This window comes from Streptosporangium minutum (assembly GCF_002149035.1).
Taxonomy (GTDB): Bacteria; Actinomycetota; Actinomycetes; order Streptosporangiales; family Streptosporangiaceae; genus Streptosporangium; species Streptosporangium minutum.
The window spans coordinates 1-23,473 of the sequence record NZ_NGFP01000089.1 but is presented as its reverse complement, the minus strand read 5'-3'; the positions used below and the strand labels follow the sequence as shown (position 1 = coordinate 23,473).

Annotated in this window: 19 protein-coding genes; 12 read left to right on the top strand and 7 right to left on the bottom strand. The window is 70.8% G+C overall.

The window, feature by feature from the left end; translation table 11 throughout:
• Nucleotides 1-139 precede the first annotated feature (139 nt).
• The 9 genes from CA984_RS20075 (at nucleotide 140) to hrpA (ending at nucleotide 12,413) form a co-directional block, all read left to right on the top strand.
• Entirely contained in the window at nucleotides 140-1,120 is a 981-nt protein-coding gene (locus CA984_RS20075; RefSeq protein ID WP_086574648.1) for a LacI family DNA-binding transcriptional regulator, read from the top strand.
• 316 nt (nucleotides 1,121-1,436) lie between these two features.
• A complete protein-coding gene (locus CA984_RS48725; RefSeq protein WP_278249040.1) occupies nucleotides 1,437-1,565 on the top strand; it encodes a hypothetical protein in 129 nt (42 codons plus the stop codon).
• Between the two features lie 175 nt (nucleotides 1,566-1,740).
• The gene (locus tag CA984_RS20070; protein ID WP_086574622.1) at nucleotides 1,741-2,295 is read left to right on the top strand and encodes a hypothetical protein; all 555 of its coding nucleotides are present in this window, start codon (nucleotides 1,741-1,743) and stop codon (nucleotides 2,293-2,295) included.
• 22 nt (nucleotides 2,296-2,317) lie between these two features.
• Complete coding sequence (locus CA984_RS20065; protein WP_165781336.1) at nucleotides 2,318-3,307, top strand: COG1470 family protein; 990 nt, start codon at nucleotides 2,318-2,320, stop codon at nucleotides 3,305-3,307.
• Between the two features lie 199 nt (nucleotides 3,308-3,506).
• Complete coding sequence (gene ppgK, locus CA984_RS20060; protein ID WP_086574620.1) at nucleotides 3,507-4,244, top strand: polyphosphate--glucose phosphotransferase; 738 nt, start codon at nucleotides 3,507-3,509, stop codon at nucleotides 4,242-4,244.
• Nucleotides 4,245-4,403: 159 nt separating this feature from the next.
• Nucleotides 4,404-5,072, top strand: coding sequence for a hypothetical protein (locus CA984_RS47255; protein WP_207620949.1), 669 nt, complete (start codon nucleotides 4,404-4,406; stop codon nucleotides 5,070-5,072).
• Nucleotides 5,065-5,754 (top strand): class F sortase, encoded by a 690-nt coding sequence (locus tag CA984_RS20050; protein WP_086574618.1) that lies wholly within the window; start codon nucleotides 5,065-5,067, stop codon nucleotides 5,752-5,754. Before CA984_RS47255 ends, CA984_RS20050 begins: the two co-directional genes overlap by 8 nt.
• 246 nt (nucleotides 5,755-6,000) lie before the next feature.
• A complete protein-coding gene (locus tag CA984_RS20045) occupies nucleotides 6,001-8,262 on the top strand; it encodes a glycoside hydrolase family 6 protein (protein ID WP_423229319.1) in 2,262 nt (753 codons plus the stop codon).
• Between the two features lie 257 nt (nucleotides 8,263-8,519).
• On the top strand, nucleotides 8,520-12,413 hold the full coding sequence (hrpA, locus tag CA984_RS20040; protein WP_086574614.1) for an ATP-dependent RNA helicase HrpA: 3,894 nt from the start codon (nucleotides 8,520-8,522) through the stop codon (nucleotides 12,411-12,413).
• A 96-nt stretch (nucleotides 12,414-12,509) separates the two neighbouring features.
• Here hrpA and CA984_RS20035 read toward each other — a convergent pair whose 3' ends face one another.
• Nucleotides 12,510-13,121 (bottom strand): Uma2 family endonuclease, encoded by a 612-nt coding sequence (locus CA984_RS20035; RefSeq protein ID WP_242676060.1) that lies wholly within the window; start codon nucleotides 13,119-13,121, stop codon nucleotides 12,510-12,512.
• Between the two features lie 185 nt (nucleotides 13,122-13,306).
• Between CA984_RS20035 and CA984_RS20030 the strand changes: the two genes are divergently transcribed.
• Nucleotides 13,307-13,966, top strand: coding sequence for an HAD family hydrolase (locus tag CA984_RS20030; RefSeq protein ID WP_086574610.1), 660 nt, complete (start codon nucleotides 13,307-13,309; stop codon nucleotides 13,964-13,966).
• Nucleotides 13,967-14,067: 101 nt separating this feature from the next.
• Here CA984_RS20030 and CA984_RS20025 read toward each other — a convergent pair whose 3' ends face one another.
• The 4 genes from CA984_RS20025 to CA984_RS20010 all read right to left on the bottom strand — a co-directional run bounded on the left by CA984_RS20025 (nucleotide 14,068) and on the right by CA984_RS20010 (nucleotide 18,640).
• Entirely contained in the window at nucleotides 14,068-14,373 is a 306-nt protein-coding gene (locus CA984_RS20025; RefSeq protein ID WP_242676057.1) for a DUF5709 domain-containing protein, read from the bottom strand.
• 47 nt (nucleotides 14,374-14,420) lie between these two features.
• Entirely contained in the window at nucleotides 14,421-15,884 is a 1,464-nt protein-coding gene (locus CA984_RS20020; protein WP_242676059.1) for a gamma-glutamyltransferase family protein, read from the bottom strand.
• A 314-nt stretch (nucleotides 15,885-16,198) separates the two neighbouring features.
• Nucleotides 16,199-16,681 (bottom strand): NUDIX domain-containing protein, encoded by a 483-nt coding sequence (locus tag CA984_RS20015; RefSeq protein ID WP_086574604.1) that lies wholly within the window; start codon nucleotides 16,679-16,681, stop codon nucleotides 16,199-16,201.
• Nucleotides 16,682-16,858: 177 nt separating this feature from the next.
• The gene (locus tag CA984_RS20010; RefSeq protein ID WP_086574602.1) at nucleotides 16,859-18,640 is read right to left on the bottom strand and encodes an ABC transporter ATP-binding protein; all 1,782 of its coding nucleotides are present in this window, start codon (nucleotides 18,638-18,640) and stop codon (nucleotides 16,859-16,861) included.
• A gap of 78 nt (nucleotides 18,641-18,718) precedes the next feature.
• Between CA984_RS20010 and CA984_RS20005 the strand changes: the two genes are divergently transcribed.
• Entirely contained in the window at nucleotides 18,719-19,135 is a 417-nt protein-coding gene (locus CA984_RS20005; protein WP_086574600.1) for a MarR family winged helix-turn-helix transcriptional regulator, read from the top strand.
• A gap of 469 nt (nucleotides 19,136-19,604) precedes the next feature.
• The gene (locus tag CA984_RS20000; RefSeq protein ID WP_086574597.1) at nucleotides 19,605-21,092 is read left to right on the top strand and encodes a serine/threonine-protein kinase; all 1,488 of its coding nucleotides are present in this window, start codon (nucleotides 19,605-19,607) and stop codon (nucleotides 21,090-21,092) included.
• Here CA984_RS20000 and CA984_RS19995 read toward each other — a convergent pair whose 3' ends face one another.
• Complete coding sequence (locus CA984_RS19995; protein ID WP_086574595.1) at nucleotides 21,093-21,830, bottom strand: serine/threonine protein kinase; 738 nt, start codon at nucleotides 21,828-21,830, stop codon at nucleotides 21,093-21,095. It abuts the gene before it with no gap.
• A 353-nt stretch (nucleotides 21,831-22,183) separates the two neighbouring features.
• Nucleotides 22,184-23,239, bottom strand: coding sequence for an amidohydrolase family protein (locus tag CA984_RS19990; protein ID WP_086574593.1), 1,056 nt, complete (start codon nucleotides 23,237-23,239; stop codon nucleotides 22,184-22,186).
• Nucleotides 23,240-23,473 lie beyond the last annotated feature (234 nt).

Below are 23,473 nucleotides of genomic sequence, written 5' to 3'. Positions count from 1 at the left end.
CGGCGGAGGCCGCGCCGGCCGGAGGGGGTGCGGCGCGGGCGTTCCCGCCGCGCCGGGAGGGCAGGAGCCGCAAGGAAGATATGCGAGAACTTTCGCAAAGATCCGCAAATACTTGCGTCTAATGCCGTATGGTTTCGTCATGACGCGACGGCTTGCAGAGGTGGCCAAGAAGGTCGGCATGAGCGAGGCGACGGTGAGCCGCGTGCTCAACGGCAAACCGGGGGTGTCCGAGGCGACGCGGGAGGCCGTGCTCACGGCCCTCGACGTGCTCGGCTACGAGCGGCCCACGCAGCTGCGCGGTGACCGGGCGAGACTGGTGGGGCTCGTCCTGCCGGAGCTGCAGAATCCGATCTTCCCGGCGTTCGCCGAGGTGGTCGGGGGAGCGCTGGCCCAGCAGGGGTTCACCTCGGTGCTGTGCACCAGGACGCTGGGCGGGGTCTCCGAGGCGGAGTACGTCGACCTGCTCCTCCAGCAGCAGGTGTCCGGTGTGGTGTTCGCCGGAGGACTGTTCGCCCAGGCCGACGCCTCCCACAGCCACTACGAGCTACTGCTGGAGCGCCGGTTGCCGACCGTGCTGGTCAACGCCGCGGTGGAGCATCTCGCCTTCCCCCAGGTCTCGTGCGACGACGTGGTGGCCGCCGAGATGGCACTCGGGCACCTGCGCTCGCTGGGGCACGAGCGGATCGGCATGGTGCTCGGCCCGCCGGACCACGTGCCCTCGCGGCGCAAGCTGGAGGCGGCCGACCTGGCGCCGGAGTTCGTCGAGCACACCATGTTCTCCCTGGAGGGCGGGCACGCGGCGGCGACCCGGCTGATACGGCGGGGCGTGACCGGCGTCATCTGCGCCAGCGACGTCATGGCGCTGGGCGCGATCCGGGCGGCGCGCCGGGCGGGGCTGTCGGTGCCCGACGACATCTCGGTGATCGGCTACGACGACTCCGCCCTGATGAACTGCACCGACCCGCCGCTGACCACCCTGCGCCAGCCGATCGACGCGATGGGCCGCGCGGTCGTCGACCTTCTGGCGGCCCAGATCGACAAGGCCCTGGTCCCGGCCGACGAGCTGCTCTTCGAGCCCGAACTGGTGGTCAGGGCCTCCACGGGGCCGGTCAAGCGCTGAAGCCTCGGGTGGGGCCGGTCATGTGCTGAAGCTTTGGGGAGGTCGGTCGAGCGCTGAAGCCCCAGGGGGGCCGGTCATGTGCTGAAGTCCCCGGTGGGGCCGGTCGAATGCCGAGACCCCTCTGTGGGGCCGAGGCGAACTTCGAGCGCCCTCGCGGTCGCGGGCTTGTGGACATGCGTTCCGGTGTTACGGATATCTGTCGCAAGCACCTGGCCCAAGAGCCGGCCTCCGGGGCGGGGGCATCCAGTGGATCACCGATGTTCCCGCCGCGGAACATCGCCTGCCCGCCTGCCCGCCTGCCCGCCTGTCCGCCTGTTTGGCCTGGCCGCCCGGCGCGGGTGTAGGAGAGATCGCCGCGCGGCTCGCCGAGGCCGTCCCCGAGGGCGTCGACGGCTGCCTCGACCACGTCGGCACGGTGCTCGTCCGCCTCGACGGCGTCGGGTGACCGGCCGGACCCCGCGGCACTTCGGTCATTACCGGTGCATCTCACGACGGACTCTTTGCCGTTATCGTCACTCTGGGTAGCTATTGAGAACTTAAGGTAATCGCGGCAGGTAGGGAAGATTCATCGCTTGCTCGGCCCCCCGAAGACATGTTCGGCCATTCGGAAGGAAGAGACCTTGCGCAAGAGATCCATGATGCTCACCTCGGCGGGCGCGGGTGTGCTGATGTTCCTGTTCGCGGCGCCGGCGGTGGCCGCCCCCACCGATGACACCCCGGTCACCTTCGAGGTGTCCGCGGGCAGCCTGGACGTCAGCGCCCCCGCCGGCCCGGTCGACCTCGGCAACGCCCCTCCGGGAGGCACGATCACCGGTCTGCTCGGTCCGGTGTCGGTCTCCGACACCCGCGGCGGGGCCACGTCGGACTGGACGGCGTCGGTGTACGCGACGGACTTCACCGTCGCCGCGCTGACCATCCCCTTCAGCGCGCTGGCGTACTGGTCCGGGCCGGCCTCGGCCCCCGGAAGCGGCGGCGGCACCTTCACCCCGGGCCAGCCCGCCGAGGCCGACAGGGTCGCGCTGACCGGTACGGCCGGTGCCGCGGTGACGGCCTTCTCCCACTCGGGGGGCACCGGCGGCAGCACGGTGACCTGGAACCCCACCCTGGTGATCTCGATCCCCCTCACCGCCCAGACGGGCACCTACACCGGGACGGTGACACATCAGGTGGCCTAGCCGGATCGCCAGGCCGTGCGCGTTGACGCTGCTGGCCGCACTCTTCTGCTCGGGTGCGGCCGGTGCGGCCGGACCGCCGGCCGGCGCGAGCGGACAAGCCGAGGACTCCCACGGCAAGATCGGCATCCGGCTCCTGGAGGCGCCCGTCAGCCGCCGCGACGACCCGCGGGCGCGTGCCTACATCGTCGATCACCTCTCCCCGGGGACAACCATCAGGCGGCGGCTGGAGATCTCCAACACCTCCGGCGAGGCCCAGCACATCGATCTGTACCCGGCCGGCGCCGACATCGTGCGCGACAGGTTCACCATGGCGCGGGGGCGCACCCCCAACGAGCTGACGGGCTGGATGTCACTCGACCGCCCCTCGCTCGACCTGCCTCCCGGAGGGCGCGGGGCCGCCCGGGTCGTGATCGAGGTGCCGCCGGAGGCCTCCCGGGGCGAACGCTACGGCGTCGTCTGGGCGCAGGCCGTCGCCGAGGCCGACGCCGCCCATCCCGTACGTGTCGTCAGCCGGGTCGGGATCCGCGTCTATCTCGACATAGGTCGCGGCGGTGAGCCGCCGTCGGATTTCCGGATCGAGGAGCTGACGCCCGTACGGGCGCCGGACGGCAGGCCGCAACTGGCGGCCCTGGTTCACAACACCGGTGCGCGGGCCCTGGACATGAGCGGGTCGCTGTCGCTGTCGGACGGGCCGGGCGGCCTGTCGGCGGGGCCGTTCGCCGCCGACCTGGGGGTCACGCTGCTCCCCGGAGCCGCCGCCCCGGTGACCGTGACGCTGGACCGGCGGATACCGGACGGCCCGTGGAAGGTCGAGCTGACCCTGATGAGCGGCACGGTGAAGCGGACGGTCAGTGCCACCGTCACCTTCCCGCGAGCCGGCGCGGGCCCGCCGGTCCCGCTGGACTCGGGCCTGCTGTCCCTCTTCGGCGTCGTCGGGGGGCTGGTCGCGCTGCTGGTGGCGGTCGCGGTCCTGGTCGTCCGGCTCCGCCGGCGTCGCGCCGCCGTGGGGTGACGGCGCATGACCGGTGGCGACGGCATCCCGGAGGCCGGCCCCGGGGGCTCCCTCCCTGGGCCCTGTCCTGCCGTGATGCCCTCCTGCCGTGTCTCCTCCCGTCGTGACGCCCGCCGTACGGTCCGCGGAGCCGGCCGGCCGCCGTGGAAGCATCAGCGCCCTGTCACGGGGAAGGAGCCCGGAGCAGGAGGTGGATGTCATGGAAGCGCTGGGAATCGACATCGGCGGATCCGGGATCAAGGGTGCGCCGGTGGACGTCGTCAAAGGTGAGCTGACACGGGAGCGCCTGCGGATCCCGACGCCCGTCCCCGCTACCCCCAAGGCGGTGGCCGCGGTGGTCGCGCAGATCGTCGAGCACTTCGGCTGGACCGGCCCGGTCGGCGTGACCTTCCCCGGGGTCGTGACCGCCGGGATCACGAGGTCGGCCGCCAACGTGGACGAGGCGTGGATCGGCGAGGACGCGCGGGCGCTGTTCGCCAAGGCGACGGGCCTGTCCGTGGTGGTGCTCAACGACGCCGACGCGGCCGGCACGGCCGAGATGGCGATCGGCGCGGGCCGGGGCAAGGACGGGGTGGTGCTGGTGCTGACCTTCGGCACCGGGATCGGCAGCGCCCTGTTCGTCGACGGCCGTCTGGTGCCCAACACCGAGCTCGGGCACCTGGAGATCAGGGGCAAGGACGCCGAGAAGCGGGCCTCCGACCACGCGCGCGAGGATCACGAGCTGAGCTGGGAGAAGTGGGCGGGGCGGGTCGAGGAGTATCTGCAGCACGTCGAGGCGCTGTTCTCCCCGTCGCTGATCATCATCGGCGGCGGGGTCAGTAAGAAGTCGGAGAAGTTCCTGCCCAAGGTACGGGTGCGCACCCCGGTTGTGCCGGCCGCCCTGCAGAACGAGGCCGGCATCGTGGGCGCGGCCATGGCCGCCGCGAAGTCCACCTAGGGAGTCCGTACGGCGATCGCGGCCGCCGCGAGGTCCGGGGAGTCTGCGGCATATGCCGGAAAGGCCGCTCGGATTTTGATCTTCTTTTGACGGACACGCTCTCTGACCTGGGTAGGTAGCGATCGATAGCAAGATCGTATCTGCTGGAGACGGAGAGACGTGATGCAGTCGACGGGGGTTCTGACCCGCTGGGCCGTGACGGCCGTGACGGCCGTCATGGTCGCGGGGGCGGCGTGGCCGGCTGCGGTGTGGGGAGACGACCAGGAGGTGCGGCTCTCGCCGTACCGGGTGAGGCCGGGGCAGGACATCGAGATCGCGGCGCTGGAGTGCGACGGGCCCGCCTTCGCCCAGTCGGCGGCCTTCCGGAACGAGGTGGAGCTCGGCGGCCCGGGGTTCCAGGACGGCGAGGGGTTCGAGGAGGACGGCCCCGGCGGGTTCGGGGACGGGCCCGGACGTGGCTTCGGGGACGGGCCCGGCGACGGCTTCGGTGACGGTTTCGCGGACGGGCCCGGTGGCGGTTTCGAGGGCGGGCCTCCTGTCGCGGTCGGCTGGGCGCAGGTGGACTACGACGCGCCGTGGGGGGCCTACGCCGTGGAGGTGGACTGCCAGGGCGACACCCTCTACGGGGAGCTCTACGTGGTCGGCGGCTCCGGCCCCGACACCGGTGGCGGCGGTCTCGCGCTGGCCGGGCGCGCGCACGGGGCGGCGGCCGAGAAGGGTGAGACGCCGGCCGTCGTGCTCGGCTGGGGGATCGGCGCGGCCGCCGTCCTCGCCGGTGCCGGTGGGCTGGCGCTGATGAGGAGACGCCGGGCGGCGGGGCGTGGCTGAGCTCCGGACCGTGACGGCCCTGGGGCTGGGAGCCGTCCTCGTGCTCGCCGGTTGCAGGGCCGTGAGAGGTAGGGAGGCGGATCCCGCCCTGGTCCGCGCCATGCCGGTCGCGGCCCCCGCCGTGCCGCGGCCGGGTGCGACCACCGCCCCCGCCGCCCGTGGGAGGGGCGGCTGGCCCCGGGCGCTGCCCCGGTTCCCGGGCGAGTCCGGTCCGGTGGCGCTGGTGGTGCCGCGTGCGGAGGTGAACGCCCCGATCACCCCGATCGTGTCCGGGGCGGACGGCGTACTGGAGCCCCCGCCTCTCAGCCAGGCCGATCTCGCCGGCTGGGACCGCCTGGGGCCGGCGCCCGGCGAGCCGGGTTCCGCGGTCGTCGTCGGTCACCTCGACACCAGGACCGGGCCCGCCGTGTTCGCCGGGCTGTCCCGGGTGCGCAAGGGGGACGCGGTGGTGGTGACCCGTGAGGACGGGACCGCCGCGGTCTTCCGGGTCTCCGCGACCGAGCGGGTCAGCAAGTCCGCGTTCCCGGTGAAGAAGGTCTACAGGTCGTTGCCGCATCCGACGATCAGGCTCGTGACCTGTGGCGGAGCCTACGACGTCGAACGCCACTCCTATGACGACAACCTGATCGTCTACGGCGATCTCACGGGCTGGTACCGCCTGTCGGACTTCTCCCGCGCCTGACCGGCCGGCGGCCGTGCCGGTACGGCGTGCACGGCCCGCCGCCGGGGGAGCTTTGAAACTTTCATCGGGTTCGAAAAGCGTTCGGTGAGGTCAGGGGCGGGACCGACCCCGGGGAGGGGCTCCCGGCGTGCAACACGCTGTACACACGCCTGAAACATCCGGACTATGGGAGCGCTCCCACCCTCGTCCTGGAGATGATCACGAATGAGAGTTCATCCGCGCCGCCAAGCCTGGCGCAATCGGGCGGTGACCACGGCGGCCCTGCTCGTGGCCGCGGCCGGTCTCGCCACCGGGCAGGCCGCCACGGCACACGCCGCAGTCTCGTGCGACGTCGCCTACAGCACCAACGAATGGCAGGGCGGTTTCACCGCCAGCGTCACGGTCAAGAACCTCGGTGACGCGCTCACCGGCTGGACCCTCGGCTTCGCCTTCCCCGGCACCCAGACGGTCCAGCAGGGCTGGTCGGCGACCTGGAGCCAGACCGGCAACCAGGTCACCGCGAAGAACCTCGACTGGAACGGCAACCTTGCCACCGGCGCGTCGACCAGCATCGGCTTCAACGGGTCGTGGAGCGGGAGCAACCCCAAGCCCACCGCCTTCACGGTCAACGGCGTCACCTGTGGCGGGCAGCCGCCCGTGAACCAGGCTCCGACGGTCAGCCTGACCAGCCCGGCGAGCGGCGCCTCCATCCCCGCGGGCTCCGCCGTACCGCTCGCGGCGACGGCCGGTGACGACGGCGCGGTCAGCAAGGTCGAGTTCTATGTCGACGGCGCGCTCGTCAACACCGACACCTCCGCCCCGTACGGCTACTCCGCGACGGGCGTGGCGGCGGGCAGCCACACCGCCAGGGCGAAGGCCTACGACAACGGGACCCCGGTCCTGTCCGCCGAGACCGCCGAGGTGCCCTTCACCGTCGGCTCCGACGGGGGCGCCGCGGCGATCGTCGCCTCCGCGACCTCGGTCAGCGTCCCCGAAGGCGGCTCCAAGACGGTCGGCTTCAGGCTCAGCAAGGCGCCCAGCGGCAACGTCACGGTCAACCTGACCAAGACCGGCGACGCCGACCTCACCATCGCGCCCTCCACGCTCACCTTCACCTCCGCCAACTGGAACACGGCGCAGAACGTGACCGTCTCGGCCGCCCAGGACGCCGACCAGACCGACGGCACCGCCACCATCGCGGCCGCCGCCACCGGGCACACCGGTGTCTCCGTCACCGCGACCGAGTCCGACGACGACGTCGTCACGCAGCCCGGCGAGCACGTCGAGAACCCGTACGCCGGGGCCACCGGCTACGTGAACCCCGACTGGGCGGCGAAGGCCGCGGCCGAGCCGGGCGGCGACGCGGTGGCCGACATCTCGACCGGCGTGTGGCTCGACCGCATCGCCGCCATCGAGGGCACCGCCTCCGCCAAGGGCCTCCGCGCCCACCTGGAGGAGGCCCTCAGGCAGGACGCGGCCAACGGCGGCAAGCCCCTGACGATCCAGTTCGTCATCTACAACCTGCCCAACCGCGACTGCTCGGCGCTGGCCTCCAACGGTGAGCTGCTCATCGCTCAGAACGGTCTGAACCGCTACAAGACCGAGTACATCGACCCGATCGCCGCGATCATGGCCGAGCCGAGGTACGCCGCGCTCCGGATCTCGACGGTCATCGAGATCGACTCGCTGCCCAACCTGATCACCAACCTCAACGTGCCCAAGTGCCAGGAGGCCAAGTCGAGCGGCGCCTACGTCGACGGCGTCCGCTACGCCCTGAACAAGCTGCACGCGATCAAGAACGTCTACACCTACATCGACGCCGGCCACCACGGCTGGCTGGGCTGGGACACCAACTTCGGTCCCTCGGCCGACCTGTTCGCGAGCACCGTCTCCGGCACCACGGCCGGTTTCGACAGCGTCGACGGCTTCATCACCAACACCGCCAACTACTCGGCGCTGAAGGAGCCGCACTTCACCATCAACACCTCCGTCAACGGCACCACGGTGCGCCAGTCGCGGTGGGTCGACTGGAACTTCTACGTCGACGAGCTGTCCTACGCCCAGGCCTTCCGGACCCTGCTCATCCAGAAGGGCTTCAAGCCGGGCCTCGGCATGCTGATCGACACCTCCCGCAACGGGTGGGGCGGTACGGCCCGCCCGGCCGCACCCAGCACCTCCACCGACGTGAACACCTTCGTCAACCAGTCGCGGGTGGACCGTCGCATCCACGCCGGCAACTGGTGCAACCAGAGTGGCGCCGGCCTCGGCGAGCGCCCGCAGGCCAGCCCCGCCGCCGGCCTCGACGCCTACGTCTGGATCAAGCCCCCGGGCGAGTCCGACGGCGCCAGCAAGCTCATCCCCAACGACGAGGGCAAGGGCTTCGACCGGATGTGCGACCCGACCTACACCGGCAACGAGCGCAACGGCAACAGCATGTCCGGCTCCCTGCCGGACGCCCCGCTCTCCGGCCAGTGGTTCTCGGCGCAGTTCCGTGAGCTGCTCAGGAACGCCTACCCCGCCCTGCCGTAACCCCTGATCCCGAGCCCCGCTTCCCGGGCCCCTGCTCCGGCGGGGCCCCGGAGATCCGGCGGCCGGACGAGTGCGGCCCCGCCGCTCCCCGCGAGGGAGCGGCGGGGCCGTACCCTTTGCCGGGAGGCGGCCTCCAGGGGTCGCGGTCGGCTGTCTCCACGGGCCGCGACCGTTTATTGGGATGCGGTCGCGCGGCGGCTCAGGCACGATGGGCGGTTGGCTCCTGACTTGCGGGCTGAAAGTATTCTGAAAGCAGTATGGGAACGCCTCCGTTGACATCTCCACTCGCCGACCTCCACGCACGCCTGCCCGAGCTCACGCTGCGCGATCAGCGGCGGCTGCGGCGCCGGCTCGACGGCGCGCGCAAGGTCAGAAACCGCGCCGCGCAGCAGAAGATCGCCGCGGAGATCGCCGCCGACATCGAGAAGGCCGAGCGCCGGGTGGCCGCCCGCAGGGCCGGGGTGCCGGCGGTCACCTACCCGGAGGCGCTGCCGGTCAGCCAGCGCAAGGACGACATCCTGGAGGCGATCCGCGACCATCAGGTCGTGATCGTCGCCGGCGAGACCGGTTCCGGCAAGACGACGCAGCTCCCGAAGATCTGCCTGGAGCTGGGCCGGGGCGTCCGGGGCCTGATCGGGCACACCCAGCCCCGCAGGATCGCCGCCAGGACCGTGGCCGAGCGCGTCGCAGAGGAGCTCGACACCCAGCTCGGCGACGCCGTGGGCTACAAGGTGCGCTTCACCGACCAGGTGAGCGACGGCACGCTCGTCAAGGTGATGACCGACGGCATCCTCCTGGCCGAGCTGCAGACCGACCGCGACCTCGCCCAGTACGACACGCTGATCATCGACGAGGCGCACGAGCGCAGCCTCAACATCGACTTCATCCTCGGCTACCTCAAGCAGCTTCTCCCGAAGCGGCCGGATCTCAAGATCATCATCACCTCGGCGACCATCGACCCCGAGCGCTTCTCCCAGCACTTCGGCGACGCCCCGATCGTGGAGGTCTCCGGCCGGACCTATCCGGTCGAGGTCCGCTACCGCCCGGTCGCCGAGGACGACGACCAGATCCAGGCGATCAGCAACGCCGTGGACGAGCTGTGCGCCGAGGGGCCGGGCGACATCCTGGTCTTCCTCAGCGGCGAGCGCGAGATCCGCGACACCGCCGACGCGCTGTCCAAGCGCAAGGACGCCGAGATCCTCCCGCTGTACGCCCGGCTGTCGGCGGCCGAGCAGCACAAGGTCTTCCAGCGGCACTCCGGCCGGCGGGTCGTGCTGGCCACCAACGTGGCCGAGACCTCGCTGACCGTGCCTGGCATCAAATACGTGGTCGACCCCGGGTTCGCCCGCATCTCCCGCTACAGCCACCGCACCAAGGTCCAGCGCCTGCCGATCGAGGCGATCTCCCAGGCCTCGGCCAACCAGCGCAAGGGCCGCTGCGGCCGTGTCTCCGAAGGCGTCTGCATCCGGCTGTACGAGGAGGACGACTTCGTCACCCGGCAGGAGTTCACCGACCCGGAGATCCTGCGCACCAACCTGGCCTCGGTCATCCTGCAGATGACCTCCATCGGCCTGGGCGACATCGGGGCCTTCCCCTTCGTCGAGCCGCCGGACCAGCGCCAGGTCAAGGACGGCTACGACCTGCTCCAGGAGCTGGGCGCCTTCGACCAGGCCAGGCAGATGACCCCGCTCGGCCGTAAGCTGGCCGGCCTGCCGGTGGACCCCCGGCTGGCCCGCATGGTGCTGGAGGCCGACCACAACGGCTGCGTCCGCGAGGTCATGGTCATCGCCGCGGCGCTGTCCATCCAGGACCCGCGCGAGCGCCCGGCCGAGAAGCAGCAGGCCGCCGACGACAAGCACCGCCGCTTCGCCGACAAGGAGTCGGACTTCGTCTCCTACCTGAACCTGTGGGAATACCTCCAGGAGCAGCAGAAGGAGATGTCCTCCAGCGCGTTCCGGCGCCTGTGCAAGTCCGAGTTCCTCAACTACCTGCGCGTACGCGAGTGGCAGGACGTCTACAGCCAGCTCCGCCAGATGTCGAAGTCCCTCGGCGTGACGCTGAACAGCACCCCCGGCGACGAGCAGAAGATCCACATCTCCCTGCTGTCCGGCCTGCTGTCCCACGTCGGGGTCAAGGACGTCGACAAGAAGACGGCCAACGACGGCCCCCGCCGTCCCGTCACCGAACCGCGCAAGTCGTTCACCGAGTACATCGGCGCCCGCAACGCCCGCTTCGCCATCTTCCCCGGCTCCGCGTTGGCCAGGAAGCAGCCGCTGTGGGTCATGTCCGCCGAGCTGGTGGAGACCTCCCGCCTCTGGGCCCGGGTCAACGCCAAGATCGAGCCCGAGTGGGTCGAGCCGCTCGCCCAGCACCTGATCAAACGCACCTACTCCGAGCCGCACTGGGAGAAGAACCAGGGCGCGGTGATGGCCTACGAGAAGGTCACGCTGTACGGCGTGCCGATCGTGGTCCAGCGGAAGATCAACTACGGCCGCATCGACCCCGAGCTGAGCCGCGAGCTGTTCATCCGGCACGCTCTGGTCGAGGGCGACTGGGAGACCCACCACGCGTTCTTCAAGGAGAACCGGAGGCTTCTCGAGGAGGTCGAGGAGCTGGAGGAGCGGGCCCGCCGCCGCGACATCCTCGTCGACGACGAGACGCTGTTCGACTTCTACGACCAGCGCGTCCCCCAGGACGTCGTCTCCGGGCGCCACTTCGACTCCTGGTGGAAGAAGACCAGGACCGACCAGCCCGACCTGCTCAGCTTCGAGAAGTCGATGCTCATCAGCGAGTCGGCGGGCGACGTCAGCCAGCGCGACTACCCCGACGTGTGGCGTCAGGGCGGCCTGCGCTTCCCGCTGACCTATCAGTTCGAGCCGGGCACCGACGCCGACGGCGTCACCGCGCACATCCCGCTCGCCCTGCTCAACCAGGTGAACGTCGAAGGCTTCGACTGGCAGATCCCCGGTCTGCGCGAGGAGCTCCTCACCGCGCTCATCCGGGCCCTGCCCAAGAACATCCGGCGCAATTTCGTGCCCGCCCCCAACTACGCCAAGCAGGTGCTCCAGCGGGCGGAGCCCACCCAGGAGCCGCTGCTCGCGGTGCTGGAGCGGGAGCTGCTCAACCTCACCGGCATCCAGGTGCCGCGCGAGGCCTGGCAGCCCGACCTCGTCCCCGACCACCTGAAGATCACCTTCCGGGTGATCGACGGCCGCAAGCACAAGCTGGCCGAGAGCAAGGACCTGGCCGACCTCAAACGGCGGCTCGCGCCCAAGCTCCGCCAGACCCTCTCAAGGGCCGCCGACGGGCTGGAGAAGTCGGGCCTGACCACGTGGAACGTGGGGGAGCTGCCCAAGACCTTCGAGCAGCGCCGGATGAAGGCCTATCCGGCGCTGGCCGACGAGGGCGCCACGGTGGCCGTGCGGATGTTCGAGACCGAGGCGGAGCAGCGCCGCGCCATGTGGGAGGGCACCCGCCGGCTGCTGCTGCTCAACACCCCGTCCCCGGCCAAGTGGGTGCTGGGCCGTCTGAACAACCAGGCGAAACTCGCCCTCAGCCGCAGCCCGCACGCCGGTGCCACCGCCCTGTTCGACGACTGCATCGCCTGCGCCGCCGACGAGCTGATGAGCCAGTACGGCGGGCCGGTCTGGGACGAGTCCGCCTTCACCGCCCTGCACGACAAGGTCCGCGCCGAGCTCTTCGACACCACCGCCGAGGTGGTCGCGAGAGTGGAGGGCATCCTCCGGGTCTGGCACTCGGTCGCCACCCTCCTGCCCGACGCCCGTTCCACCCCCGCCATCGAGGACATCCGCGACCAGGTCGCCGACCTGGTCTACCCCGGCTTCGTCACCGACACCGGCTACAAACGCCTTCCGGACCTGCTCCGCTACCTCAAGGCGGCCGAGCGGCGGCTGGAGAAGCTGCCCGACGACCGGCTCCGCGACGAGGAGCGGATGCACCGCGTCCATGACATCGAGGACGACTACCACGACCTGGTCGAGAAGCTTCCCCCCGCCCGCCGTTCCGACGACGACGTCCGCCAGATCCGCTGGATGATCCAGGAGCTCAGGGTCAGCTACTTCGCCCAGACCCTCGGCACCCCGTACTCGATCTCCGACAAGCGCATCCGCAAGGCCATGGACAACCTGTAGGGCGGACACCGTCCCTGACCACGGCCAACCCCCGCGTACAAGGGATCCGCCACGGCTGTGGAGGAACGCCGTCGCGGGCCGCCGACGGCCGGGGGACTACAGGAAGATCGAAGTGTCCAGCTCGAAGTCGACGGGGGAGGGGATCCGGACCGGTTTGCCGATCTGGGTCTGAGTGATGGTCTGGTAGGCGCCGTCCTCAGGGTCGCTGAGGACGGTGATCATTGGGGGCGAGGCCACCGGATCGATGATCAGCATGATCGGAATGCCGCAACCCGCATAGATCCGGGGCTTCGTGGCGCGGTCCGTCTCCATGCTCCCTGGCGAGACGATCTCGGCCACCATGATCAGTCCTGAGGAGAGGATCTCCCGGTCCCCCCAGAGCGGGGCGTCCAGACGCGCCAGGCAGTAGTCGGGGATCACGGTGTCGCGCGGCCCCTCGATGCAGACGTCGACATCGCCGGAGAAGCTCTCCCAGTCGTTGCCGTCTTCCACCGGGATCAGAGCCCGGTTGAGGCGCCTGGCCATGCGGGCGTGGTGGGGGGTCCCGGAAGGGCTCAAGAGAAGATTCCCGTCAATGATCTCGGCCCGGAGGCAGAGGGTGGAAGGAAGGGACTCGAAGAGCTCTCTCGGGGTGAGCGCCGGATGATCCTCTGAAGCCGGGTGGTCCTCTGCGGGAGTGTGCCGGGGGAGTCGTCCCTGTGCGGTCATCACCATGAAGTGGCATCCCTCCGTGTCCGAACAAGCACTCTAAGTGTTCCATGGAATTCCCCGGGAAAGGCGAGACATGCACCATGGTTATGGATCTCGCGCCGGTGGCTGTCACGGCCGGCCGAGCCGGTGTGGTCTCGCCGTACTCCCCATAGGATCGGTGGGTTGAGCGAAGGGGAGGCGACGTGGTGCGGGCGTTGGTGTTCGATGTCGGGGAGACGCTGATCGACGAGACGCGGATCTGGTCGCGCTGGGCCGACCGGCTGGGCGTCACCCGGTTCACGATGCTCGGCGTGCTGGGCGGCATGGCCGCGCTCGACAGGTCCTTCGAGGAGGCCTTCCAGATCGTCAGGCCCGGCTTCGACGTCGAGGCCGAGCAGGAGGCCTGGAAACGGGACGACCCCGACGGGCTCCGGGTGAACTTCGACGCCGACGACCTCTACCCGGACGTACGGGCCGGTCTGGCCGCGCTGCGCGACCTGGGGTTCGAGCTGATCATCGCGGGCAACCAGCCGCCGCAGGCCTACGACGCGCTGACCGCGATGGACCTGCCCGTCGACGCGATCCACACCTCCGACGGCTGGGGCGTCTCCAAGCCCGATCCCGCTTTCTTCGCCAAGGTCGTCGCGGTGTCGGGGCGGGAGCCGGGGGAGATCCTCTACGTGGGCGACCGGCTCGACAACGACATCCGCCCCGCCCGCGCGGCCGGCATGTGGACCGCGCTGATCCGCCGGGGTCCCTGGGGTCACCTCCACGCCGCGCGCCCCGAGGCGGGTGAGGCCGACTTCGTCGTCGACGACTTTCCCGCCCTCGTCGCGGCGCTGACCCACAAGACGGCCGGGTGACCTCCGCCGGTCACCGGCGGGCGGTCACCGGTGGCGGGCCGCCGGCGGTGTCCCCTGCCGGGGGACCCGCCGGTGACCCGGCCGGGGGCCGTGGTCCCGCGTCAGGCGTCGGGGTCGATGTGGATGGCGCGCTCCTCGGCTGACAGGTCGCCGTCGTCGGCGCCGACGTCCCGGGCGTACTCCTCGGACGTCTCGTCCGGGCCGATGCCCTCGTCCGGTGCCACGAGGCGGTTCTCCTCGCGCGGCGCCCGCTCGTGGTCCGGGGCCTCGCGCCAGAGGCGCTCGTCCAGGGTGTCCCGGTGCTCGGGGTCGTCCGCACGGATCTCGTGGTTGAGGCCGAGGTCGTCGGTCCACTCCTCGACCTCGACCGCCTGCTCGTCGCTCAGACCCTTACGGTCTGGGGGCATTTCACTCATATCGCCGCCCTACCCGTTCTGCCGCGGAAAACCCCCGGTCAGAGGCCGGCGGCGGCCCCGATGACCGACCGCGGGTCGGCCGCCCCGGCCAGGACGCCCGAGGGCAGCAGGTCGATCAGGTGGGCGTGGCCGAAGGCGGAGCCGTACGGCGCGGCGCCGACGGGGTGGCCCCGGTCGCGCAGGCCGTCGCCCCACGGGCCGCCGGCCTCGACCTCGACCACTGCCTGGTCGGGGGTGTCCCAGGTGTCGAAACCGGTGCCGCCGGAGGCCAGCCGCCAGCGGGCGGCGCCGATGGCCTCGCCGGGTGTCTGGCCGTGGGCGAGCAGACGGGTCAGGATCTGGAGCAGGATCTGCGGCTGGGCGTCGCCGCCCATCGTGCCCACGACCGAGCGGAGCGACCCGTCGGGGCGGGTGACGAGGGCGGGCACGAGGGTGTGCGGCGGGCGCCGGCCGGGGCCGTACTCGGCGGGGTGGCCCGGGACCAGCGAGAACCCGATGCCGCGGTTGTGCAGGTTGATGCCGGTGCGAGGTTCGAAGACCATTCCGCCGAATCCGGCGGCGTTGGACTGGATCAGCGAGACGCCCATGCCGTCGCCGTCTACCGCGCACAGGTAGGTGGTGTCACCCGGTGAGGTGAGGTCGCGGACCACGACCCGGCGGGACGGGTGGATCAGGGCGCGGCGCGCGGCGGCCGAGCCCAGCGCCTCCTCGACGGAGGCGCCGTCGAACAGCACCTCCGGCCGGTCGTGCCCGGCCATCCGCGCGGCCTCCACCAGCAGGTGCGCCCAGAGTGGGTCGGCCGGGTCGGAGGGCAGGTCGAGTCCCTCGGCGATGCCGAGGGCCAGCAGTAGCAGGTATCCCTGCGAGTTGGGCGGCATGGTCCACACGTCGTGCCCGAAGGCCCTCACCCGCAGCGGATCCACCCATTCGGCGCTCTCCTGGGCGAGGTCGTCCTCGGTGTACTCGCCGCCGCCGGCCTCGAGCAGCCCCTGGCCGAACTCGCCGAGGTAGAACCCGTCGCGGCCGTCGGCCAGGGCCTCCAGCGCCCGCGCCACCCCGGGCCGCCTGATCAGGTCGCCGGCCCGCCGGGCCGAGGCGAAGTCCTCGCACAGCGGGCCGACCGTCTCCAGGGCGGGGACCATCAGCGGCGAGGCGGGGAAGCCGTCACGGGCGTGCCCGATCGCCGGTGCCAGCACCTCCGCCGTCGTCAGCCTGCCGTACCGGCCGTGCAGGGCCAGCCAGCCGTCCGCGCAGCCCGGCACCGGGGTCGAGCGGACGTCGTGGCGGTGCGGCATGCGGTCGTGCCCGTCGGCGCGCAGCCGCTCGGCGTCGGCGCCCGATCCGGCCCGCCCGGAGGCGTTGAGCGCTGCGGGTGCGCCGGTGCCGTCGTGGACGAGCGCGAACAGATCGCCGCCCAGTCCGCACATGTGCGGGGCGGTCACCGCCAGCACGGCGTTCGCGGCGATCGCCGCGTCGGCCGCCGAACCTCCCCGCTCCAACATCGCCACGCCCGCACTGGAAGCGAGGTGATCGACCGTACAGACCATTCCAGAGCGCGCATAGCGGGTGTTGAGCATGACGAGAGCGTACGGCTCCCTTTACCGGACATTGAAACTGCACCGGCATCCGCCTCGCCGGGCGGGGCGGCCGGCAGCGGGCACGGATGATCGCACCGCTGGCCAGTAGGTCAGGGTAAAGCGTTATCCGTCCGTCCGACCGGCTTCCGTACGACCAGCCCGGGAAAGGCTCGGCGTCAGCCCTGGACGGATGGCATGCTCGCCCCGCGCGCCCTGTAGGGGCGGCCGCGCCGTACCTCTCAGCCGGGGGTGTCCGGTAGGTAGACGGGGCGCCTGTCCCTCCGGGCGAGGCGCGCGGCGGACAGGCGGGCGGCGGTGTGCGCCGGGAGGAGGGTGGCGGCGGTGTCCCAGGGGAGGAACGCCGCGTCGTCGAGCTCCTCGGCCTGCAGCCTTATGCGGGCCGGATCGTTCAGGACTCCACCGTCGAACAGGAAGTTGATCATAGAGCGGGGGCGTTCCTCCGACGGCGGCGACCAGTGGACCACGAGGAGGTCGCCCGCCCTGGCGGACACGCCGAGCTCCTCGGCGACCTCGCGCATGGCGCAGTCGTGAGGCGCCTCACCGGCCTCGGTGATCCCGCCGGGGAAGCTCCAGCCCGGCCGGTAGTTGGGTTTGACCAGCAGGACGCGGTCCTCGGTGTCGGTGAGCAGCAGGCAGGCCGAGGTGAACACGCTGGGCAGGGTGGCGTACCACTCGGCCGGTTCCAGGTAGGTCTCGCTCATCCGGGCCACGTTACCCCCGCGGGCCGCGGCCACCGGGGACGCCGCGGGCGGGGTGTCGCGCGTGGAGCCGGCCGGTCCGCGACCGGCCGGCGGAGGCCGGGCGCGATCAGGTGCAGGCCCTGCTCGCAGATGTGCCGGGGCCGGGCGCCGGGGGGACGCGTCCAGCTCCGGGGTCTTTCAGGCGGCGGCGGCCACGGGCTCGTCACGCCGGACGAGGGCGGCGTAGGGGCCGTCGGCGGCGAGGAGCCGGGTGTGGGTGCCGCGCTCGACGACGCGGCCGCGCTCCAGGACCACGATCTGGTCCGCGTCGCGGACCGTGGAGAGGCGGTGGGCGATCGTGATGGTGGTACGGCCGTGCGACAGGGTGTCCAGGGCTTCCTGGACCGCGCGCTCGGTCTGCGTGTCGAGGGCGCTGGTGGCCTCGTCGAGGATCAGCACGGGCGGGTCGCGCAGCAGCGTGCGGGCGATGGCCAGGCGCTGCTTCTCGCCGCCGGAGAACCGGTAGCCGCGCTCGCCGACCATGGTGTCGTAGCCGTCGGGCAGCGACATGATGTGGTCGTGGATCCGGGCGGCGCGTGCGGCCTCGACGAGCTCGGCGTCCGTCGCGGACGGCTTGGCGAAGCGGAGGTTGTCGGCGACCGAGGAGTGGAACAGGTAGGTCTCCTGGGAGACCACGCCGACCGTCTCGGCCAGCGTCTCGAAGGTCAGGTCGCGCACGTCCACGCCGTCGACGGTGACGCGGCCGCCGGTGACGTCGTAGAGGCGGGGGAGCAGGTAGCTCAGCGTGGTCTTGCCGGAGCCGGTCTCGCCCACCACGGCCAGGGACGTGCCCGCCGGGACCGTCAGGTTCACCTCCGACAGGGTCGGAGCCTCGCCGTAGGAGAAGTCCACGTGCTCCAGGCGGACCTCGCCGCGCACGTCCGTCAGCGTCCGGGTGCCGGGATGGATGTCCACGGGCAGGTCGAGATACTCGAAGATCCTGGCGAACAGGGCGAGGGAGCTCTGCACGTCCACGCCGAGGCGCAGCAGCGACACGGTGGGCCGGAACAGGTTCATCTGGAGTGTGGTGAAGGCGACGACGGTGCCGATGGAGACCGCCGAGGTCAGTCCGGTGGCCCAGTAGATCATCGCGGGCATGGCCGCCATGATGATCTGGATGGTGGACTGCCGCCAGCGCCCGGCCATGCTGGAGCGGACCTCCAGGTCGGCCAGCTCGTCGGAGGCGGTGGAGAAGCGGCGGGTGAGCTCGGGGCCGCGGCCCATCGTCCGGCCCAGCAGGATCCCGCTGATCGACAGCGATTCCTGGACCATCGAGGAGAGGGCGGCCATCTTCCGCTGCCGCTCGGAGGTGATCCTCCTGCGCTCGCGGCCGACCCTGCGGCTGATCCCGACGAAGACGGGCAGCAGCAGCAGTGACACGAGGGTCAGCCGCCAGTCCAGGACCAGCATCGCGATGATCGTCGCCACCACGGTGGTCAGGTTCGAGACGATCGAGGCGGCGGTGGAGGTGACCACCGACTGCATGCCGCCGATGTCGCTGGCGATGCGCGACTGCACCTCGCCGGTGCGGGTGCGGGTGAAGAAGGCCAGGGACATGCGCTGGAGGTGGCCGTACACGGCGGTGCGCAGGTCGTGCATGACGCGCTGGCCCACGGTGGTGGAGATCAGCGTCTGGACGACGTCGAGCACGCTGGTGGTGACGGCGACCGCGACCATGCCGAGTGCCAGCAGTGCCAGCAGGCCGGTCCTGCCGTTGGGGATGGCGTCGTCGAGCACCTCGCGGAGCATGAACGGCGACGCGAGGGAGACCAGCGAGGACAGCGCGATGAGGGCGCCGACCAGGGCCAGCCGGCCTCGGTAGGGGCGGAACAGGGCGACGATGCGCCCCAGGGGCGCGCGGGGTTCGTCGTTCATGTCCGGTGTTTCGTCCCGGAGGACTTCTCTGGTTCTCTCAGCCATGCAACTCCTTTGTGATGTTTGCTCAAACAGAGGTTAGCTCACAATCATTCCCGCGGACAATGAGATAAGTTCGGGGGCGTGGAGACGGAACTGGCCGATCTCGTGCACGGCGTCGGCCATCGACTGCGGCGCGGTTACGGCGAGCGGCTCGGGCCGCTCGGGTTGAGCCCCGGCCAGGCGCGGGCGCTGCGAGTGATCGCCGACGCCGAGCCGCCGCTCAAGATGGTGCAGCTCGCCGAGAGGCTCAGGATCGTGCCGCGCTCGGTCACCCCCGTCGTGGACGCCCTGGAGGAGGCCGGTCTGGTCCGCCGGGAGGTCGATCCGGCCAGCCGCCGCTCCACCCTGCTGGTGATAACCCCCGAGGGCAGGGTGGAGTACGGCCGGGTGCGCGAGGCGCGCAGGAAGGTGGCCGAGGAGCTGTTCGCGGTGCTCACCCCGGAACAGCGGGAGCAGCTCAGGGAGCTGCTGAGCGTGGTCGACCACCAGACCGGCTAGGAGATGTCCCGCGGACCCTCGATGGCCGTTCGGTATAGACGCACGCAGTGGGAGATCGCCTGAATTGTCGCGATCTGTTTGATGTGGTGTGCGAACGGCTCGCGCCGTGACTCCACAGTGGTAGGCGCTCATCGGCACGCCGCCGGAACCCGCTGTGAACCACCCGCCCGCCATGAGCTGAAGGCGACGGTGTAGCTCGCGAAGCGGCCACGGGCAGGGAGGCGATGAGCCGCTCGCGGGGCGGGCCCGGTGCGGAGGCTCATCTGGTCGCCGACCGGCGCCGCCGTCCGGTCACCCGGACCGCCGGCCCCGGCCGGCACAGGTTTCCCCGTCCCGCCGACCGGCCCGGTGCGCCACCGTTCCAGGCGACGGCAGATCCGCCGTGACGTGTCCTTTGACACAATTGATCTCTGTCTTGACCGTTGTGCCTGACTGTCGAAGCTCTGCGAAACGCTGTCGCGTCCATGGCATGACCACATACTCAAAGGCGGGAACGTCGATGAACACCAAGGGCTGGGCGGTCAGCGTCCCCGAGGGGTATCGAGTGGGCGGCTGGCGGATCAGCGGGCCCATCGCCTCGGGTAGCTGGGCGAGTGTGTACAAGGCGGAGCGGATGGACGGGGACGCGCCGCCGTCGGCACTGAAGTTCCTGCCCACGGGGACCGTCACACGTCGGCAACTGCGGCATCTCAGCGACATGACCCAACGGGAGCTCCGCCTTCACCGGAGCCTGCGGCACTCGCGACTGGTCGGGCTGCGCGAGACCCTCCTTGTCGATGACGCCGACAATCCCGATCTCGATGGTGCCTGCGTCCTGGTGATGGAGCTCGCGGAGCGATCACTGGCCGATCTGCTGAGGAGCGGGACCCCGGTCCCCGACGCGCCGAGACTGATCATCGAGATGTGCGAGGGACTGGCGCACATGCACGCGGAGGGCTGGGTGCACGGTGACGTGAAGCCGAGCAACGTGCTCATGATGAAGGACGGCTCCATCCGGCTTGCCGACTTCGGGCTGAGCACTGAGATCGACGGTACTCACGGTTATCTTCCTCCGGTCGGGTCGATGGACCACGTGCCGCCGGAGCGGTGGAGCGAGCCGCTGACCGATCGTGGCCACGCGGTCTGGACCTCCGCCGACATCTGGGCGCTGGGTGTGACGGCCTGTCAGCTCCTCACCGGCATGTTCCCGTTCGCCGCGTCCACTCCCCGCGCGCGCTATGTGGCCGCCGCCGAGTACGCGACAGGCGAACGCCCTTTGACGCTTCCGGCTTCGATGCCCGAAGGGTGGCGGTCGTGGGTGAGCGACTGCCTGTCGCCCAATCCGAGATCCCGCCCCGGGGCGGCTGTCCTGCTCCGCCGCGCACGGCTGCTGGCGGGCACGGTCGAAGTCTCGACGTCGGTGACCCGGCGGCTGCTGGGTACGGCAGCCGCCGCCGTTCTCCTGCTCGCCTGCACGGCCGGGGCCGCTGGAGGGGAGGGAACGACGGCTGACCGGTTCGGACGGTGGTTGCGCGCCGACTCCGACATCCCTGACGAATATCGTGCCTTGATCGTCGAGGCGGGGAGGATGTGCGACGAACCGGGTCTGAGCCCGGCATTGGTCGCCGCGATGTTGAAGGTGGAGAGCGATTTCGACCCCGGGCTGTCCGATCCCGCCGGCAACGAGTACGGCATCGCGCGCTGGACACCCTCCGTCCTGCAGTACTACCTCCCGACCGAGCGGCGAGGCACCGTCCTCACCCCGCCGCTGTCGGCTGAGGATTCCATTCCAGCGGTAGGCCGCTACATGTGCGTACGGTTGCCTCTGGTGGCCGGTGTGCCCGGAGACCACGGGCTGCTGGGGGCCGCGGCGTTCCGCTCCTCGGATGATGTGATCCGCCGTGAGAGAGGTGTTCCCGCGCGCTTGCAGTCCTATGTCGACCAGGTCCGGAAGTATCGAGCGGAGTATCAGCCGTAGTCAATGTCCGAGTAGGGCGAGGTGCTCCTCCCGCACCAGATCGAAGCGCAGCGCGACCGAGACAAGGGCCGTACGCTGCCAGTCGGCCTTGCGCGAGCCGGACGACGGTTTGACGCGTAACTTTTCGCGTGCCAGGTAGTCGATATGGAAGTTGACCGCGGCCCGGGTCAGGGTTTCGCATCCGGGAACGAGGTGCAGCCGCTCCAGGACCTCGGGAACCGTCGGGATCACCGAGGACGAGCAGTTTCGCAGGCGGGGCTCACAGAGGGCGACGAGTATGAGGAAGTATTTTGCCGAGGCGTCCAGCGAGAATCCCGCGATCGTCGGCTCGCCGCCCGTCGTGACCTCAGCCGAGTCGAAGTCGGCATAGCTGTGTCGCGAGGCGAAGACCAGAAAGGAACACGACCCGCCGGCGGCGGGGAGCAGCACGCGCGCGAACTCGAACGGTACGGGCGCGGCCAGCCGGCCCGGGGGCACCTTGAGGAACTCGCCACCGCCTTCGGGGTTCTCCACCACCAGGGTCGCGCCGCGACTGAGGTTGGTGAGGAGCCAGTAGTCGCTCTCGGCCTTGACGATCCCCGCCCGCCTGGACACCTCGGCGTGACCCAGTGAGAAATCCGCGGGGTCCGTATCCGTTCCACGGCCGAAAGTAGCCTCCTGCCCGGGGGACAGCTTCAGGACGGCCGGTGCGGCGCCGGAGTTCTCGGTCTGGAGAAGGATCGTCTGAGTGTGTCTCATCCCGGCCGCCCCCTATGACCTTCCAGGTTCTCAGAATATAAGCCTGTGGCCGATTATGGCATTGCTTCATCCGGGCTTCTTATGGCCGGTCGACCGGGAGGAAACAACTGCTGCTCATGGGCGCCGGGTCCCTGGCGTGGCGATTGAATGTTCCGCACGGCGTGGTCGGCGACCGGCTCCGCGTAATCACCGGTAAGTGATTCGACGATTACGGGAACAGGGGCTCGGGCTCGGTGCCGATGACCCGATGGCGCCATTCCCAAGAATCGCTTCCAGGTCCCTTTCCGAACCGGTCCCTTTCCGGGGTCGCCTTGGGGAGGGGCCGGTTCGATGCCGCCCCGACGGGGACCTGGTCAGGCGGGACGCCTCGCCTCGGCCTTCCGCCCGTCGCCGGGACGCCGGCCGCGGCCGCCGACGACCGTGGCCACGCACCGGCCCGGCCCCTCGTGGAGCAGGGCGCTGTAGGCGGTCCGCTCGTCGGCCTCGACGGCGAAGACGGCGAAGTCGGCCCGGCTGCCCTGGCCGAGCGAGCCCAGGCGGCCCGGGCCCTCGGCCATGCCCAGGGCCCGCGCCCCGCCCAGCGTCACCGCCTCGACCAGGAGCCTGTCGAGGACGGTGCCGGGAGAGCCGTCGCGGGTGAGCGCGCGGGCGACCGCCAGCGGGTCGCCGCCCGTCCGGGTGCCGAACGCGATGGTGGTCTCGCCGTCGAGCAGTCCCTCGGCGGCGAACGGCGACGAGATCGCCACCGCCGTGCCCCGGATCCGCAGGAGCTTGCGGTCCGCCTCGTCGAGCGGACCGGAGATCGCCACGTGGCAGCCGGGCCCGAGGGCCCCCACCTCGTCCAGGAAGCCGGCCGGATGGCGCCCCGTCTCGACGTGGAGCCGGAGCCCGAACGTGCGCGACAGGATGGCCAGGTCCTCCATGACCACGGGGTCGGGGGAGTGCGGGGCGATGCCGATGACGCCCGGGTGGCCCACCTCGCGGATGGCGGTGATCAGCCGGTCGCGCCCGTCCCTCTCCCACCGTGCCTCGTCCTCGCAGCGTGTCTCGAGGTAGGTCACGCCGCCGAGGCCGGCCTCGGCGGCCGAGGAAGCGGCGTCCAGGTCGCCCGCCACGCCCGCGACCGCAGTGACGCCGTGGACGGCAGACCGGGCCGGAGTCCGGTCGAGCCGGAGGTGGGCGTCGACCAGCCCCGGCACGATCATCCCGGGCCAGCGGAACGGGGTGAGGTCGGGGTAGGCGGCCTCGATCTCCCGGCGCGGGCCGACCCGGATCACCCGGTCGCCCCGGACGGCGACGGCGCCGTCCACGACGGGCGGCTCGCAGACGGGGAGGACGAGGGGCGCGGTGTGCACGACGACCGGCGAGAGCGCACGCGCGCCGATGGCGTGGCCCGCGCGCGTGGGCATAGACACTCCTGTCTTTTTGTCCCTTTTGGAGAGATTAAGGGCAGCAACCTGTCGATCTCAAATGTCGCACCGGCGGGCCGCGCCGTGGTGTGTTTTCCTACACCTGACAGATGACCTTCCTACAGAAGATGATTGATCGCTGCTAAAACGATCTATAGCGTCATTTGTCGTGACTCGACCCCCCAGGTTACTGAAAGCACTGATCGCAGCGGTGGTGCTGGTCCCGATCGGCAT